The following is a 15779-nucleotide window of genomic DNA, read 5'->3' as shown; positions in this document are numbered from 1 at the left end:
AGGTGTCAAGACTTAAAAGTATTACTCCAAAAACGAGTGGAAAGAGGAAAATCAGCTGAGCATGCCCTCCAGCTTCTCCACGAACTCCATGCTCCTCCTGAGGTCGGCGAAGTAGTCCTTGGCCTTTTCGATGTGCTCCCTCTCCACCCTTCCGCCCCTCGCGAGGACGCTCGCCGGGGCGAGGAGCTGGACGGCGTAGCGGAGGCTGGTCTTCTCGCCGAGCTCCGCGAGGTACTCGATGGCCTCCTCGCTCACCTCTATCTTCTCCTCCCTCGCGCGGATCTTAACTATCTCCCGAATCTCCTCCTTCTTATAGGGCTCGGTGTTGATTATGAGCAGCCTGTCGAGCATGTCGATGGGTATTCCGTGCGGCGCCTCTATGTCTGTGCCCCTTATCTTAGTCCTTCCCCTGTTGGTGGCGAGGATAAGAATCGGCGCCAGCTCGCTCTCCATGGCCCTCGCGAGGAAGGAGAAGGCCTCGATGTCGAGCATGTGAACCTCGTCTATGAAGAGCACTCCAGGCACGAGCGTCGCCTTCCCCTCCTCTATCCACCCCTTGACGGTCTCATCGACGCGCTGCCTTATCTCGTCGCTTATCTCCATGCCCGTGCTGAAGAGCAGGCCGAAGATGTTGCCGCGGGCGTTGGCAACGTCGAGGTCGTGGAGGGTAACGGTGTAGGTGAACTCCTTTATCTTGAGCACCGGCCCGCTCGGAAGGTTCACCTTGCGCTTGAAGAACAGCCCCTCTTCCTCCTTCGTGGTGCCTATCTTCGAAATCCTGCCCGTCTCGGCGTCTATCTGTATAACGTCGCCCTCCTCGACGCCCATCTCCATGAGCTGATAGGCTATCTCCCTGCCAGCCCTAATCGTCTTCTCGTCGTCCTTTGTGCGGAGGGTTATGATGACGCTCTCGGGGATTTCGACGTAGGGGTTGAAGGGGTGCCTCGTCCTGTTGATTTTAATCTCCCTGACTTCGCCCTCGTAGACCTTCCTCTCCTCGCTGATTCTAACTCCAATCGCCCTCCTGAGGGCCTCCTTCAGGAACTCGGTCTTCTTGACCTCGGCCGAGTATATCTCGCTCCCCGCTATCTGAACGAAGGGCACGTCCTCGCCGAGCTCCCTCGCTATGCCCATGGCTATTGCCGTCTTACCGCTCCCGGTCGGACCAACGAGGAGGATTCCCTTGCCGGCAAGCTTGCCGCGCTTGATGAGCTCGACCGCTATCCCCGCTGCTTCCCTCGCCTTAACCTGCCCGACCATTCCGTCGGCCATGAACTTCGCCTTTCCGTTCTCGTCGAGACCGAGGCCCCTTATGTGGGAGTGCATGCCGACCCTCTCGAAGCTCCTCGGAGCCACTTCCTCTATCACCGGCATAACACCACCCCCTTAATCTTTCCGGGGGTTACTAAAAGATGTGGGCTTAAAAATTTGACGGAGGCTCAGGCCGTCGATCCCGGGCATCGTTCAACCCAAAGGCCAATGTCATCATCGCCATAGACCGTTTCGGCGGGAGCTTAAAAACTCACCTGTACCTGAGCCAGAAGTACAGGGAGGCGGTTCCGACCACGATGGATACGGCGAGCAGGAAGGCACCGACGAACCTTGCAACGAAAGAGTTCTCCCCCAGTGCCAGCCAGCCCATCAGCAGGCCCGCAGGAACGAGCAGCAAAACCGCTTTCTCCGACGTCCAGAAGAAGGCCGGTATCAGGAAAGCCCCGGCCAGGAGGTAGAGCGGGTTTCCATAGTTCAGGAACAACAGGACAGGCAGGAGAACGCCGAGGATCAGATGGGCGTCCCCAGTGCGCTTCGACGGCATTGAACGGTTAAGCTCTCGAATCCCCGCGAGGAGCACGAAGAACGCCGCCAGGAGAAGCGCGAGGGATAATCCGCCGCCCGAATTCTGGAAATACGCCGAGAGGGCCACGAGGAAGAAGGAGAGCACGATGAGTACCTCGCCCCTCACGCTCCCACCTCAGAGGACGTTGAGGTACTTGTGAACCTGAAAGCTCAGCCCGACGTTCTTTCTCCCCATAACCAGGGCCGCCTCGCGATAAAGGTTCATCAGTTTTTCCTGACTTATCTCTATTGGCTCCCTCGGCTGGATTACGAGGGGAGCCAGGCCTTTTAAGAGCTCCGCGTACCAGCGGACGTTCTCGGGCCTTGTCTCGGAAGTAACGACGAGCTTGGCATAAACTTTGACCCCGGCCTCCTTCAGAATCCTTACGCTCTCTACCTCACGGAGAACCAATGAGCGCCAGTCTTCAGTTGCCTTAGCAGTCTCGTCCTTTATGTCGACGCTCGCGTAATCTGTGAGGTTGGCAACCTCCTTGACCAGCTCCGGCAGACCGCCGTGTGTCTCCAGAAAGTTGTCGAAGCCGAGACTTTTCATCTTCCCCATAAGGGCTTTGAGCGGCCTTATCTGGAGCGTCGGCTCGCCGCCGGTGTAGCTTATCGAGTGTATATCGCCGGTATCAAGGCGGAGTATCGCTTCAACGACCTCATCCAGCCGAGCAGGGTTCGGCCTGTACTCGAACTTCCCGGTGAAGGGTTCAACCTCGGAGCGCCAGCGGAAAACGCGGGAGGCGTTGATGTACTCCCGGGAGTCGCACCAGAGGCAGTTAAGGTCGCAGCCGGCGAACCTTACGAAAATCTGCCTCCTGCCGAAGGCACTCCCGGGAACGCTTCCGCCTTCACCCTGCCAGCTGTTGAAGACCTCGGCCATTATCAGCTTCATACCTGACACTACACCGAGTCAGTTTTAAGGATTTGGCTCTCGGCCATTCACATTAGATTGGTCCTTGGCACTCCTCAGGATTTCCTCAATGCACGGAACATCTGCCCTCGTCCGGTAGTACTTTCGCACTATCATTCGCTTTTCGTCCAGTTCAACCCGGTATTCAAGGAGTCCCGCGTTCAGGAGTTTTCTGAGATGGGATATCAGCAGGGGCTTCGATATCCCCAGCATCTCCCTAAGCTCCCTGCTGGTTTTCTCTCTTCCCGCGCATAGCACCAGTATCCTGAGCCGGGTGGGGCTTGAAAGGGCTTTGAATGTCTCGGAGAGTCTCTTGATGTTCCCATCAACCTCCTCATGCATCAGTACATCACTCCTTGAGTTCCTCCCGGAGTTCCCGTATTTCCTCCCTGAGGAGCTTTATCTCCTCCAGGAGAGCGGACATGGAATCCTCCCTTCTGGGGTTCGCAGATGTTGCGGTTCCCGAAGGGCTGGAACAGCGAATTATGAGGAAAACTATCCCTCCTACAGCGGCTAAGAGCAGGAGCCAGCCCAGAAATTCTGTTCCTGGAGGCATGGGAGCGGGCATCTTTCATTCCCCCTTTCAATTTTTATTCAGTCAACACTGATTATATAGGATAAATAATTGTTTACCTACTATATAAACATTTCCATGGAGAGGGTAATGAAAACGGGATTCACAGTTCGATGCCCTTAACCTTCTCGCTCACGTATCCTTCAAGAATCTCAACCTTTACACTTCTATCCTCTCCGGTCATGTCTGCCATTAACTGCACTCCCCTCGCATAGTCCCACAATCTTCTCTTCGCCTCGTCTGTGACTTTCTCGGCCATGATGATTATTTCTCTCTCGTTGGGAATTTCGCTTACAATCTCGATGACCTTTCTGGCGTCTTCCTCTGTGAAGGTCCCCCTCTTCTTGAAGAGCACCGCCATCACCTCACACTTCAATTGCATAAGTGTGTTATTCCATAATTCTGCAATTAAATATACTTCATCAGCAGTTCAACGGCTTCTTCGAACACCTCCCTGTCCCTCCCGTCGAGAACGCTCTCTAGGTAGTGGAGGTTTGCTATGTTAATGATTACGTAGGCTGTGTTTCTGTCGAGGCCGAGGTCGTAGGCGTCGTAGTAGACGATTTCCCTGCCCAGGGCTTCGTTCAGCATCTCCACGAAGTAGGCAATGTCCTCCACGCGGAGCTCGTCCCATTTGCTTTCCATCTCGTCGAAGTAGCGCTCCATAACGCGGAGCGTTTCCAGGTCAAGTTTTAACGTCCCCTCGAAGTATGGGAACTCGCCCACCCGGAAAATCTTCACGCCTTCTTCGTCCTGAATGCCGATATAGTCCCACAGGAGAATACCTTCAACTGGATTGTGACCGTATTTGCTCGCCAGATAGGAGAAGCGCTCCATTATCTCGGTCATATCATCAAGGAACTCCTCCTCATCGCGGAAGTGTATTATCTTGCTTATCGTTCCCGCCATGGTCTGCACCCAACTTTGAGTTGAGAAGGGGGTTATAAGGCTTTGGCGTTCTTTTACTTGCCAATTTTCTGCATAACGATTGACAGGACGAATGTTATGAGAATGCCGGCGAAAACGTATGAATTGCCCTCGGGCCGGTATTTCAGGCCGAGGATAAGCCAGATAAGTGTGAACAGTCCGAAAACAAGGACGCTCCTTCCGGGAATTCTTCCGTCAAGGTATATGCCAAGGGCAGAGGAGAACACTATTCCTCCAATGAAGGCCCAGTAAACAACAGGGGTGAACTGCACTTCGTACTGTCTCATGAGGCCAGCGAATAGAAAGACGTAAACCAGAGGAAGCACCGAACCCCACAGGCGATTCATTTTATCACCACGGTTCAGTTCCCATCAACGTTTATTAGCTTTAGGCCGAAAAAGTCTTTTATTACCTAGGACTACAATACAGTGCCCGACGAGTATTGGGTTGCGATGACGTCGGGACCCCCAGGGGGCCGACACTCCCAAAGGCCCCCCCTTACAAACTTCGCGCAGACGAAGTTTGACGAAACTTTGCCCAGCAAAGTTTCAGCGCCGTTCTCATTATCGTTTAAAGGTCCTTGATGGATGGCTGAAAATTATGTGTGCTTTTTTGAAGATGTTCATTTTAAGGGGTTTACCCCTAAATTGCTCTCTTATGAGGGTTTCACTACACAAACGGCATCCGTAGGAATCCCCATCTAACGCTAATCCGTGAGTGCACGATTGATTTTTTTGTCTGTTGGTAAGAAGGGCACTCCTTTGGTCAAGCTTTCCTAAAGCTTGTTCTCCTGCGCAACGTTGAAGCTCTGCTTCAACGCACGGGACGATAGTCCCGTTGAGTTTGATCAAGATTCATGATTCCTTTTGGAAGGGCGTATCTTGGGGGATTTCTCCGGGAGTTATTTTTTGAGACGTGGATTCTCTTAGAGAAGCGCTTTTTGGAGGGGTTCACGTTTTTAGCGCTCCATAGGAGCGCGGTTTAAATGGAGCCCGTGTGGGAAAAGCTCGGTACCGTAAATCCTCTTTCTAAGGGCTAAATTGGGTGCTGAAATTCCTTTTTAAAGGAGCCTCAAAGAGGAATCACACATTTTGATGAAACTTTGCTCCGCAAAGTTTCCAGGCAAAGGTTTATAAAACGTCTCCGGAAACACTCTCCAGTCGTGAAAATCGGTTGATAATTAGGGGTGATGCTCATGGGAAGGACTACTAAGGTTGGTTCAGCCGGAAGATACGGTCCCAGGTACGGTCTCAAGATTAGAAGAAGGGTCGCGGCCGTTGAGGCCAAGATGAAGCAGAAGCACGTCTGCCCGGTCTGCGGAAGGAAGGCTGTCAGGAGGATAAGCACTGGCATATGGCAGTGCCAGAAGTGCGGCGCTACCTTCGCCGGCGGCGCCTACCTGCCGACCACTCCGGCGGGAAAGGTTGCCAAGCGTGTCACGGCCTCCAAGGCCTGATTCCTTTCCTTTACCTGGTTTTAGGGTGATAAACATGGTGATGGCCGTTTACCGCTGCGCGAAGTGCGGAAGGGAGGTCGAGCTCGACCTCGAAAACACTAGGGAAGTTCGCTGCCCCTACTGCGGCAGCAAGATACTCTACAAGCCCAGGCCGAGGGTGGCCAGGCGCGTAAAGGCGATCTGATTCTTTCGTTTGGAAAACCTTTTATCGCTTAAACGAATTTTGAGTGAGGGCCATGATGCTGATAACGACTTCCCATAGACCCACCAGAAGGACGAGGAGCTTCGGGCATGACCTGGAGAAGGTGTTCCCCAACTCCCTCTACCTGACGAGGGGGAAGAAGACTATCCAAGACTTGCTCATGGAGGCCTACGACAGGAACTACGGGCGGCTCCTGATAATCAACGTCTGGAAGGGCAACCCGCTCAAGATGACCTTCATCAAGGTCGATCCCGAGGACTGGGGCTACCTCGGCTACCTCTACCTCCACGGCATAAAGCTCCAGCGCGAGATCGGTTTCAGGGACGTAAGGCCGATACGGGAGGAGATGCCCCTCGTGGTGACCACAGCCAAGCGCGTCGGTCTCGACCACGTTGCCTTTGCCCAGGTTTTTGCAGAACTCACCGGCGGAGTGTTCGTCCCGAGGAAGGAGCGCTCGCTCCTCGGCATAGCCGACAGGTACAACACCGACGTCCTGAGCGTCATCGAGAGGCATCCGCGAGGGATGGCGGTGAACTTCTACCGCCTGGACGTCAGCAGGGAGAAGGCCGTCGGCCCGCTCATAAGCGTCAAGATATGGATAATGGAGGACGGGCGGAGATGGGACTACAAGGAGGCGTCATGGCTGAAGAGGAAAACTGGCCCATCGAAGGAGTGATAGAGCTGTCCTTTCCAGATGAAGAGGTCGCCAGGGTCGTCTATGAGAGCGTCCTCTACGAGCACGAGAGCGTGCCCTACAGGAGAAGCAGGATAGAGTTCCTCCGCGAGGGGAACAGGATAGTAATCCGCTTTCTCGCCAGGGACAACTCCGCCCTGCGCGGAACGCTGAACTCTTATCTGAGATGGATTAAGGTTGCCATGGACTCCCTGGAGTTATGAAACTACTGGTAACATAGGACAAGATTTTTTAACACTTGAGTCAACAATTGTCCTAGAGGTGGTACCGTTGATGGGCTGGGGATTTCACGATCCATTTTTAGAGGAAATAGAGCGAGTTAGGCAACTCTCTTCTAGAATTTCCAATGAGGAAGCTACCAAACAACATTTGATTCTTCCATTGTTGGAGAAGTTAGGATGGAGGGTTAATGATCCTGCGGAGGTTTATCCTGAAATAAAAACTCGCCAGAAAAAACGCCCGGATTTTGTTCTTCTTGTTGATGGTGTGCCAGTGGCGTTTTTAGAAGCAAAAAGCGCTAGGAATTCCGTTATACGGAGGGGAAAGGTATCTCCAACTTATGCACGCCAGTTAATGGGATATTGTTTCGGAGAGGGTGTGGCATTAGGTATTCTAACAAACGGAGTTCAATGGGTTTTGATGGAGGCATTTAAACTTTGGACAAGGCCAGAGGAGAGAGTGCTTACGATGGTGGATCTCAGAACTACACGCTTAGAAGAGGCTGCGAATGAATTATTGGCTTTTACTCGTCGCAATATTCGTTTGTATTACAGAAGGTTTGGATATCACCTGGGCGAAGAGCCCGTATATGGATTTTATTATGAATTTTAAAGTTTTTCTGTTTTCTCCAATCCGAAACTATTTAAAGCCAGCCCCTTATTCTAACCCGGCATCACGATTACGGAGGTGTTGTTAATGCAGAACATTCCGCCCCAGGTTCAGGCCATGCTCGGTCAGCTTGAGAGCTACCAGCAGCAGCTCCAGCTCGTCATTCAGCAGAAGCAGAAGGTCCAGCTCGAGCTCACCGAGGCAAAGAAGGCCCTCGAAGAAATCGAGAAGGTCGATGATGGAACTACCATATACAAGACCGTCGGAACGCTCATCGTCAAGACCGAAAAGGCCAAAGCCGTCGAGGAGCTGAAGGAGAAGGTCGAGACGCTGGAGGTCAGGCTCAACGCCCTCGAGAGGCAGGAGAAGAAGCTCAACGAGAAGCTCAAGGAACTTACCGCCCAGATACAGTCCGCCCTCAGACCCACCGCGGGCTGACCTCTTCTCTTTTCCTTCGGGGTGAGAGAGATGGACGAGGGAAGCAGCGGAAGGAGGGTTATCCACATCGGTCTGCCGGAGCTGAGCGAGGAGCAGCTGATGGAGATAGGCGAGATCGCCCAGGAAACTGTGATAAAGCACGTCTTCGACACCCTCAACCGGAGCGACGTGAAGGACATTGAGGTGACGATGAGGCTAAACCGCGACGAGACCCTCGACCTTGAGATAGAGGTTTACCTGGAGGTTCCGGTTTTCGTCAGGGTGGACGTCGATGGGCTGATAGAGGAGGCCGTCGAGAGGGCCTACGAGGCAGTTGAGAGGAAGCTGAGGGAGATTGCCAATGAAGGGAAAACTGAAGCTTAAACGCTTCCTTGAGCGCTCAGGAAACAGGTCCTTCCTGCTTCTCTGCCACCACAACGCCGACCCCGACTCCCTCGGCTCGGCGATAGCCTTCGCCCTCTACCTCAAATCAATCGGGATCGAGAGGATTAGAATAGGCGTCGCCCAGAGCGTCTCCTCCTACGCCAAGCGGCTTTTAGCGTTCTCTCCCGTTCCCGTTGAAAAAGACCCGGCGGTTAAAGAAGATGTGGTTGTAATCTTCGACACCGCCTCCCTCGAACAGCTCGAACCTATTGAAATTCCTCGCGGGAAGTTCGTCGTTCTCATTGACCATCACATCGAGAAGGAGAGACCGATTAGAGCTGACATAGCTGTCGTTGATTCATCACGCACATCAACTGCCGAGATAGTCTGGGAGCTGTTCAAATACTTGGGCTTCTACGACGAGAGGGCCGTTAAAGCCCTCCTGGCAGGAATAGTCACCGACACCGCCAACTTCCGCTTCGCCAACGCAAAGACGTTCAAAGCGGTAAGCGAGATGCTGGAGCGCTTCCCGGTTCAGATGAGTGAGATTTTCCAGCTTGTAGCCCCTGTCAGCGACGAGAACATCGACCAGGCAAAGCGCATGGCGATCCTAAAGGCCTGCCAGAGAATGGAGATAAGGAAGTTCAGAAGGTACGTCATAGCCGTCTCGAAGGTCTCCGCCTACGAGTCGCTCGCCTGCAAGATCTTCCTCCAGCTCGGGGCCGATATAGCGGTTGTGGGGAGCGAGAAGAAGGGAGTGAGGATTTCCGCGAGGGCAAAAGAGAGCCTCGTCAAGAAGGGCCTCCATCTCGGTAAAATCATGGAAAAGGTCGGGCCGGTCATAGATGGCTCGGGCGGGGGGCACGCCGGTGCCGCCGGGGCGAACGGAAAGGGGAACCTTGATGAAGGAATCAAATTAATCCTGAAGGAGATAGAGAGGTTTTTGAGGGAGGTGGACTGATGGCGAAGTGCCCGCTCTGCGGAACGGCCCTTGACTGGGGGGAGCTGATCGAGCAGATGCTCGTCCTTGAGGACGCCGAGGGACTTTTCAAGGACCGTGAACGGTTCATGGCGACCTTCGAGTCCTTTGTCTTCAGGTGCCCCCACTGTGGCGAGGAGTTCTACGGGAAAAATCTGCCGGCGAGAGAAGCGGAGAAGGTGTTCGAGCTCCTCAACGAGTTCAAGGGCTCTATAGACTGGGAAAACCGGAAGGTTCGCCTAAGGCTCAACAGCCTTCTGGCGCTCGACACGATGCTTGAGAACTGGGACAGAAAGGTCAAGGGTTAGCGATAGCCTTTTTTACTTTCGTCCTCTATTTTCACCGGCTGGTGGTTCTCGTGGAGGCCGTGGAGCTTTACCTATCAAAGGGAGACTATAAGAACGCATTGAGGAACGCGCTGGATATTGAGGATGAGATAAAACGCCTGATAGCCCTGACCGAAGTCCTGACGGCCTTTCCGCGGGACGAAGTTTTGAGCCACATGCTGGAGACGCTTGAATCGGTAGCCGGAACACCTGAGAAGGCTTTGGCTTACTCCATCCTTGGCAGGGCCCTGTACACACTCGACCGGGACAGGGATGCGGAGGCATACTTTGAAAACGCCGTAGTGCTGGCGAGGGACATAGACTCGCCGAGGGTCCGTGGAGAGGTTCTGGCGGGAATAGCTAGGAACCTCGTCCTTTCCGACCGTTACAAGGACGGACTGAAGCTGTTCAGGGAGGCCGTTGAGCTGCTTCAGGCTTCTCGGGGACTGTCATCGGCGGCAACGTCATCGCTCATAAAGGTCGCCCGGCTAATTGAGAAAAGCGCCGACGAGATACCCAACGAGATTGCACTGGAGTTCTACGAACTGGCCAGGGACGTTTACGCCTCCATATTCTTCAAACTTCAGGCGAGATACATAGAAGACAAAATGGACCTCATCAAAGACGTTCTCAAGAGGGGCAAGGCAGCGGTGGAGGAGCTCCTTGAAAGGGGAGAAGTCGAACTGGCCATCTCTATGATGCGCTTCCTCCCTCTGGAGGGGAGGGCCATAACCATGCTTGAGCTGGCCTACTGGCTCTACCTGCATGAGCAGCCCAGGCTCGGTAGGAGGGTCTTTGACGATGCCCTGGAGATAGTCTTCGTCGGAAAGTTCAGGCCGACCGACAGGGAGCTGGGGGGAATAGCAAGGCGCTTCCTGCGCATAGGCTTCTTAGAGGAGCCGCTGATTCTGGCAGGCGTTATCAAGGACGATAAAATCGCGTCGGAACTTCTCGGTGAGGTGGCTTTGGCGTACGCCCGCTGGGGCGACAAAGCCAGGGCACGCTCGATAGCCGAGGGAATAAGGGACGAAAGCGTTAAGAACCGCGTTTTAGAGGCACTGGATGGTGAGAGCTATGTGGGACACGAGCAAGGATTACCGCTTACTGGTGGCGGAGAAGGCGGTGGAACTGTTCCTGAAGACAGTGGAGCACGCGAAGTTCAAGGGGAAGTGGAACAAGAAGGGAGCGATTCAGCTGGCGAAGGAGATGATTCCGGAGATACAGGCGATGAGGTACAGCTACGTGGGGCCGAAGGAGCTGATTGAAACACCGCAGATGAAGGCACTGAAGGAGAAGGCCAGCGGTATAATCGAGGCCCTTGGCGGGGAGGACTGGCACCACAAGTTCATCAGCCTAGCCGATAAAAGCGAGCGCGAGAAGGTCGAGGAGCAGGTTGCAAAGGTCCGCTTCTTCCTGAACACCATCCTCGGCCTTGACAAGCGCCTCGCCCTCGGGAAGATAAACGACCCGGTCATAGCGGTGGACATCAAGGTAGGTGAGGTCATGAGCGTCGGCAAGCACCCGAACGCTGACAGGCTTCTCGTCACCAACGTGAACATCGGAGACAGAGCCATTACCGTTGTTACGAACGACCTGACCGTCAAGGAGGGCAACCGCGTGGCGGTAGCGTTGCTTCCACCGGCCAACTTCCGCGGAATAGTGAGTGAGGGCATGTTTCTGGGAGCGGGAGAGGGAGTTCTCAAGGACGTGAAGGGAGAAGTCGGCGGACTGCCGAAGGGTGTCCCGCTGGAGGCCTTCAACGAGACGAGGAACCTCGTGGAGGCGTTTTTGAAGGGGTGATTTTTTACGCAATCAAAAAATTTTTAACTTTTTGGCTTGGGATAGTAACGTGGTAAATGTGAGAAAATTCATCTCGTCCATGCTCGTACTGGTGATGGCGCTATCCCTCCCCTGGGCACTTCATTCGAAAGGAGACTCCGAACCGGAGAGGGTTTCTCCGATTCTCTCCGCGTACTTTCAGATTCAGGGACTGCTGGAGGAAGAGTATGGAACCCACGTGGAGATTGTTCCACTATACACCACCCTCTGGGTAAGAGGCGAATGTCCAAACTGCACGGTGGTGAAGGCGGAAGGTCTGGTAAACCGCTCGAACGAAACTTATTTGGTATCCGTTGATTTAGAAAACGGAAGCGTGAGACTGATTCTGGCGAACGAAAGCGTGAGGGAGAGCTATATTCACTTCTTTATGGAGCACGGCGGGAAAGTCTCTGACTGTAATTCAGTCGTGAAAAGCGCCTATAACGAAAACTGGACCGCAAGAGATGTCAATGGAACGCGCGTTGTTCCGGCGATTGTTCGGGTTGGGTGAGGGGGGCTCAAGGTGGCGTTGGCACCCTCACACTTCCACAATTGCTCTCCTTTCTTTTGGTTCGCTTCCATCGTGAAACTATTTTGAATAAATTCACACCAAAAAAGAAAGAAAATTTATTTATATCAAAAGGAAAAAATTTATATAGCAAAATGTTCAAATTTGTCATGGGAACTCGCTGGGGGCAAATATATGCAATGGAATCCTCTGTTGGCAGTCCTTTTCAGACTGTTGAGGATTGACATCGAGGCCAAGCCTTATGCAGGGGAGACTGCTACCGTATATGCCTTACGATGGAAACGCTCTTGTTTCAAAGGGATGGTAGTGTACAATGAGGGGTAAAAATGCCGTCATTGTGATAGTTGTGACGCTTTTGGCTGTGTTATTTATATACTACTACACCACAAACGCTCACGAATCCCAGGAACTCCCGAGGGGAGAGCTCTTCATATCCAACATCACCGGCTACGTCGCTGGATACTTGAACGAAACCATCAGCCTGAACGTTTACTGGATAAAGGTTGGAGACACAGATTTCAGTGCCACAATTGGAGTTGGAGGGCTTCCTCCCTGTCTCGACGCGGGTGGAGTGAGTCTCACCGGAGATGATGGGTACGCTGACTCAGGGATAAAGGAGATGGTTGTAAGCGTTCGGCTAACCCTCAAGAAGCCCGGCCGCTGTGTCATGAGGAATGCATATCTGGAAATCCAGCAGGACAACTTCACCAAGCGAGTGCCGTTGGGAAGGGTCGAGTTCAACATCTTGGAGCCCATGGAAGGAAAAAGCCTGAAGATAAAATCCTACATAGGTAGTTCCGTTGGCCCAGAACCATCGGTTCCAACCCTCATGTATAGCCTCTTAAATCCATTCAATGAGTCCGTTGAGATATTAAACGTGACGTTTGATATCCCTGGCCTCCAGATTTCCAATTTTGAACCCAGGGAGATTCCCGCGGGAAAGACAGTCAATATCACGGTAACCATCGCGAACACAACAGAGCTGGGCGACCTGTATGTAATCAGGCCGCTCATCATCTACCGGGTGGGAGAAGAAACCCGAGTAATGCCGGCTGAGACTTATCACTACGCCACGATCCCAGATGAGAAGACTGTTCTTGAGATGGTTAAAGATTAAAAGGATTGGGGGGCGTCAAAGCCCCATTCTCCTCTTTACAACCTCCAGCGCCCTCTCCGCATCTCCCCTGAACTCCCCGTAGCCGAGCTCCTCCATCGTCTCGGGCAGGGGAACGCCAAGCTCCTCGTGCCAGCCCCTGAGCCTGTAGAACTCCCTCCTGGCCTCAAGGAAGTCGTTGTGGTCAATGAAAGCTTTGTTGCCCTCCGCCGGCCCGTCCGGCTCCGACTCCCACCAGCGCAGTGGAATTACATCGTCGAGCGGCGGCGTGACCCAGTCGAGGGCGTCGTGTATGCGCGCGATGCTCTCAACCGCCCAGGCCCTTTTTCTAAGCTCCTCCACTGTCCATTCCTCGCCCGTCGCGAGGGAGTAGAAACTGGCCAGGTCTTCCATCCTGTATGACACGAACTTGCAGGTTCCGAGCATGTCGGTGATGTAGCTCTCGTCCCTCGCCTCGATGAGCGAGGGCACCAGCTCCTTCGCAGGCCCCTGGTTGGGGAGCTGGTGGGGCCTCGGCCAGCCACGGAGGTGGCTCGCTCCAACGTCTGCTGTGGCGTAGCTTAAAGCGTAGGTTCTCCTTCCGCGCGGGTCCCAGGCGGGGGCCTCCATGCCCTTGACGTGGACAGCCAGTTCACAGCCTCTACCCAGGCGCTCGCAGGCGCGCTTTACACCATCGGCAAGGATTACTCCAAAGCCTCGTCTCTCGGCCATCAGCCTTATGAGCCTCTCCTCGGCCTCCTCGTCGCCCCAGCCTTTAACGGGGAAGCCTATCTCCTTCTTCCCGACGAGACCGCGCTCTACCATCTCGAAGAGCCAGCCGATTGTGTTGCCGGTAGCTATGCTGTCCAGCCCGAGGTCGTTCACCAGCCAGTTAAAGTACGCAACGGCCGGAAAGTTGAAGACCCCTGTGGCAGCGCCGAGCATGGCTATGCTCTCGTACTCGGGCTTGACGCGGATTTTTCTCCCCCTGTATTCCACCTCGACGTAGCGGGCGCACTTTATCGGACAGCTCTTGCCGTGGACGAACCACTCCGGCTCAACCTCGTACTTCTTCACCTCGTCTCCGGCCAGCTTGCTCGCCAGCTCGTCAGGTATGTGGGGCCTTGAGAAGTTGTAGGCCGGGCTCATGCCGAGGGAAGCTGAGCTCCTTAACCCATCGCTCGTGCCGTAGTTCCTGCTGTGTTCGTACTTGGGGTCGGTGGCGAAGTGGTCGTAGAACTCCCGCCAGAGCCTCTGGAACTCCTCCGGCTCCGCAACCCCGGGTTTTTCACCCGGCTCGACGACAACGGCTTTGACCTTCTTGCTCCCGAGGACTGCACCGAGGCCGCCCCTGCCGCTGGCCCTCTCCGTGTCGTAGATGACGTTGGCTATCCTGCTCAGCTTTTCACCGGCTGGCCCGATTGAGGCTATGCTCGCCTTAGGATATTCTTTCCACAGCTCCCCGGCAACCTCGTAGTTCCCTTTCCCCCAGAGATGCTTCGCGTCCCTGATTTCGACTTCGCCATCGCTCACGTAGAGGTAAACCGGCTCCTCGGCCTTTCCCTCTATGATCAGCGCATCGAAGTGGCCCTTGAGCTTGGGCCCGAAGGCGTCCCCGCCGCTGGAGTCGCTTATCAGGCGCGTTTCGGGGCTCTTGCTCACCGCTATGACCTTGCTCGAACCCGGAATCAGGCCGGTCAATCCACCGGGGGCGAAGATGAACTTGTTCGCCTCGCTCAGCGGGTCGGTCCCCGGCGGAACCTCGCGGTAGATCAGGTAGTAGCCGAGGCCCTTCCCGCCGATGAACTTCCTTATGACCTCGTCGGGTAGCTTCTCGTAGGTAACCTTTCCAGTTGTCAGATTTACCCGCGCTATTTTGTTGTTGTAGGCAAACATCAGACACACCCCCTAGCTTTCTCCCTGTCTTCCTTACTCAGCCTCCAGCCCATCGCCCCGGCGTTTTCCTCGACGTGCTCCTTCCTCCCCGCCTTGGGAATCGCGATAACGTTCTCCTCCCAGATGAGGTAGTTGAGCGCAACCTGAGAAGCCGTTTTACCGTACTTCCTCCCTATCTCCGCCAGGCAGGGGTTCCTTGCGAGGGAGCCCTTTTCAAGGGGCGTGTAAGCTATGAGTGCAATCTTCTCCCGCTTCATGTAGTCGAGCAGGCCGCTCGTCTCGGGCCAGCGGTCTTTTAGGGAGTACTTCACCTCGTTGGCGACTATCTCGTACCTCCTCATCGCCTCTTGGGAGCGTCTGAGTAACTCAAGGTCGAAGTTGCTCACACCGATGTACCTTATCAGCCCCTTATCGACCAGCTCCTCCAGCGCCTGGAGCGTCTCCTCTATCTTCCTCCAGCTATCGCCGGGCCAGTGGAGGAGGTAGAGGTCAATGTAGGTGCCGAGCCTCTTTGCGCTGGCTTTAGCTGCCCTTTTGGCTTGACTGTGACCGAAGTGGCTCGGCCAGACCTTGCTGACTATGAAGAGCTCCTCCCTGTCGAAGCCCCTGATTGCCCTCCCGACGAGCTCCTCGGAATGGCCTGCCCCGTAGAACTCGGCCGTGTCGATGAGGTTGATTCCGAGCTCAAGGCCGTGCCTCAGAACCTCGACGCTCTCATCGTCTCTGGAGTAGTCTGGGCTCTCGTAGCCGCCTATGCCCCACGTCCCCAGACCGATGGCGGTTACCTTATCCCCGCCGACAACCTTCAAGTCCCTAAAAGCGCTCACGCTATCACCTAATAAAATAGAAGCGTTTAATCTCTTTTAAGGTTTCGGTCTGAACGCTAAAATGGAAGGTACAAAAG

Annotated in this window: 22 protein-coding genes; 12 read left to right on the top strand and 10 right to left on the bottom strand. The window is 54.4% G+C overall.

Annotated elements, in window-relative coordinates:
* Nucleotides 1-51: 51 nt before the first annotated feature.
* From E3E37_RS02155 to E3E37_RS02120, 8 genes are all read right to left on the bottom strand, one after another.
* A complete protein-coding gene (locus E3E37_RS02155; RefSeq protein WP_167714574.1) occupies nt 52-1374 on the bottom strand; it encodes a RuvB-like helicase in 1323 nt (440 codons plus the stop codon).
* Nucleotides 1375-1522: 148 nt separating this feature from the next.
* Entirely contained in the window at nt 1523-1963 is a 441-nt protein-coding gene (locus E3E37_RS02150; RefSeq protein ID WP_167714573.1) for a hypothetical protein, read from the bottom strand.
* Between the two features lie 9 nt (nt 1964-1972).
* On the bottom strand, nt 1973-2734 hold the full coding sequence (locus E3E37_RS02145) for a 7-carboxy-7-deazaguanine synthase QueE (protein WP_167714572.1): 762 nt from the start codon (nt 2732-2734) through the stop codon (nt 1973-1975).
* Between the two features lie 24 nt (nt 2735-2758).
* Nucleotides 2759-3094 carry a helix-turn-helix transcriptional regulator gene (locus E3E37_RS02140; RefSeq protein ID WP_240921886.1) on the bottom strand — a complete coding sequence of 112 codons (336 nt, stop codon included), beginning with the start codon at nt 3092-3094 and terminating at the stop codon, nt 2759-2761.
* A gap of 7 nt (nt 3095-3101) precedes the next feature.
* A complete protein-coding gene (locus tag E3E37_RS02135; RefSeq protein WP_167714571.1) occupies nt 3102-3320 on the bottom strand; it encodes a hypothetical protein in 219 nt (72 codons plus the stop codon).
* Nucleotides 3321-3429: 109 nt separating this feature from the next.
* Nucleotides 3430-3681, bottom strand: coding sequence for a hypothetical protein (locus tag E3E37_RS02130; RefSeq protein ID WP_167715290.1), 252 nt, complete (start codon nt 3679-3681; stop codon nt 3430-3432).
* A 53-nt stretch (nt 3682-3734) separates the two neighbouring features.
* Nucleotides 3735-4235: a hypothetical protein gene (locus E3E37_RS02125; RefSeq protein WP_167715288.1), complete on the bottom strand. Its 501-nt coding sequence runs from the start codon at nt 4233-4235 to the stop codon at nt 3735-3737.
* A 53-nt stretch (nt 4236-4288) separates the two neighbouring features.
* Nucleotides 4289-4600 (bottom strand): hypothetical protein, encoded by a 312-nt coding sequence (locus E3E37_RS02120; protein ID WP_088864403.1) that lies wholly within the window; start codon nt 4598-4600, stop codon nt 4289-4291.
* 848 nt (nt 4601-5448) lie between these two features.
* Here E3E37_RS02120 and E3E37_RS02115 point away from each other — a divergent pair.
* From E3E37_RS02115 to E3E37_RS02055, 12 genes are all read left to right on the top strand, one after another.
* Nucleotides 5449-5709, top strand: coding sequence for a 50S ribosomal protein L37ae (locus tag E3E37_RS02115; protein ID WP_014012168.1), 261 nt, complete (start codon nt 5449-5451; stop codon nt 5707-5709).
* A gap of 34 nt (nt 5710-5743) precedes the next feature.
* Entirely contained in the window at nt 5744-5893 is a 150-nt protein-coding gene (locus E3E37_RS02110) for a DNA-directed RNA polymerase subunit P (protein WP_014788082.1), read from the top strand.
* A 52-nt stretch (nt 5894-5945) separates the two neighbouring features.
* Nucleotides 5946-6587, top strand: a complete 642-nt coding sequence (locus tag E3E37_RS02105; protein WP_167715286.1) for a ribosomal biogenesis protein — start codon at nt 5946-5948, stop codon at nt 6585-6587.
* Nucleotides 6551-6808 carry a KEOPS complex subunit Pcc1 gene (gene pcc1, locus E3E37_RS02100; protein WP_240921885.1) on the top strand — a complete coding sequence of 86 codons (258 nt, stop codon included), beginning with the start codon at nt 6551-6553 and terminating at the stop codon, nt 6806-6808. The genes E3E37_RS02105 and pcc1 overlap by 37 nt, the downstream gene beginning before the upstream one ends.
* A gap of 70 nt (nt 6809-6878) precedes the next feature.
* Nucleotides 6879-7436, top strand: a complete 558-nt coding sequence (locus tag E3E37_RS02095) for a type I restriction endonuclease (RefSeq protein WP_240921913.1) — start codon at nt 6879-6881, stop codon at nt 7434-7436.
* 84 nt (nt 7437-7520) lie between these two features.
* Nucleotides 7521-7871, top strand: coding sequence for a prefoldin subunit beta (locus tag E3E37_RS02090; RefSeq protein ID WP_167714568.1), 351 nt, complete (start codon nt 7521-7523; stop codon nt 7869-7871).
* Nucleotides 7872-7901: 30 nt separating this feature from the next.
* Nucleotides 7902-8234 carry a DUF3194 domain-containing protein gene (locus E3E37_RS02085; RefSeq protein WP_167714567.1) on the top strand — a complete coding sequence of 111 codons (333 nt, stop codon included), beginning with the start codon at nt 7902-7904 and terminating at the stop codon, nt 8232-8234.
* The gene (locus tag E3E37_RS02080) at nt 8212-9195 is read left to right on the top strand and encodes a bifunctional oligoribonuclease/PAP phosphatase NrnA (protein WP_167714566.1); all 984 of its coding nucleotides are present in this window, start codon (nt 8212-8214) and stop codon (nt 9193-9195) included. Before E3E37_RS02085 ends, E3E37_RS02080 begins: the two co-directional genes overlap by 23 nt.
* Nucleotides 9195-9521 carry a hypothetical protein gene (locus tag E3E37_RS02075; RefSeq protein WP_167714565.1) on the top strand — a complete coding sequence of 109 codons (327 nt, stop codon included), beginning with the start codon at nt 9195-9197 and terminating at the stop codon, nt 9519-9521. The genes E3E37_RS02080 and E3E37_RS02075 overlap by 1 nt, the downstream gene beginning before the upstream one ends.
* A 1092-nt stretch (nt 9522-10613) precedes the next feature.
* On the top strand, nt 10614-11339 hold the full coding sequence (locus tag E3E37_RS02065; RefSeq protein ID WP_167715284.1) for a tRNA-binding protein: 726 nt from the start codon (nt 10614-10616) through the stop codon (nt 11337-11339).
* A gap of 49 nt (nt 11340-11388) precedes the next feature.
* Nucleotides 11389-11868 (top strand): hypothetical protein, encoded by a 480-nt coding sequence (locus E3E37_RS02060; protein WP_167714564.1) that lies wholly within the window; start codon nt 11389-11391, stop codon nt 11866-11868.
* A 355-nt stretch (nt 11869-12223) separates the two neighbouring features.
* Nucleotides 12224-13003, top strand: a complete 780-nt coding sequence (locus tag E3E37_RS02055) for a hypothetical protein (RefSeq protein WP_371731664.1) — start codon at nt 12224-12226, stop codon at nt 13001-13003.
* A gap of 15 nt (nt 13004-13018) precedes the next feature.
* On the opposite strand, the gene E3E37_RS02050 is transcribed toward E3E37_RS02055, so the two are convergent.
* Both E3E37_RS02050 and E3E37_RS02045 read right to left on the bottom strand, forming a co-directional pair.
* Nucleotides 13019-14875 (bottom strand): aldehyde ferredoxin oxidoreductase family protein, encoded by a 1857-nt coding sequence (locus tag E3E37_RS02050; protein WP_167714562.1) that lies wholly within the window; start codon nt 14873-14875, stop codon nt 13019-13021.
* Entirely contained in the window at nt 14875-15702 is an 828-nt protein-coding gene (locus E3E37_RS02045; RefSeq protein ID WP_167714561.1) for an aldo/keto reductase, read from the bottom strand. The genes E3E37_RS02050 and E3E37_RS02045 overlap by 1 nt, the downstream gene beginning before the upstream one ends.
* Nucleotides 15703-15779 lie beyond the last annotated feature (77 nt).

Origin of the sequence: Thermococcus sp. ES12 (assembly GCF_012027515.1) — an archaeon.
GTDB classification, from domain to species: domain Archaea; phylum Methanobacteriota_B; class Thermococci; order Thermococcales; family Thermococcaceae; genus Thermococcus; species Thermococcus barossii.
Note: the sequence above shows the minus strand (reverse complement) of the source record. Positions and strands in the feature narration are given on the sequence as shown.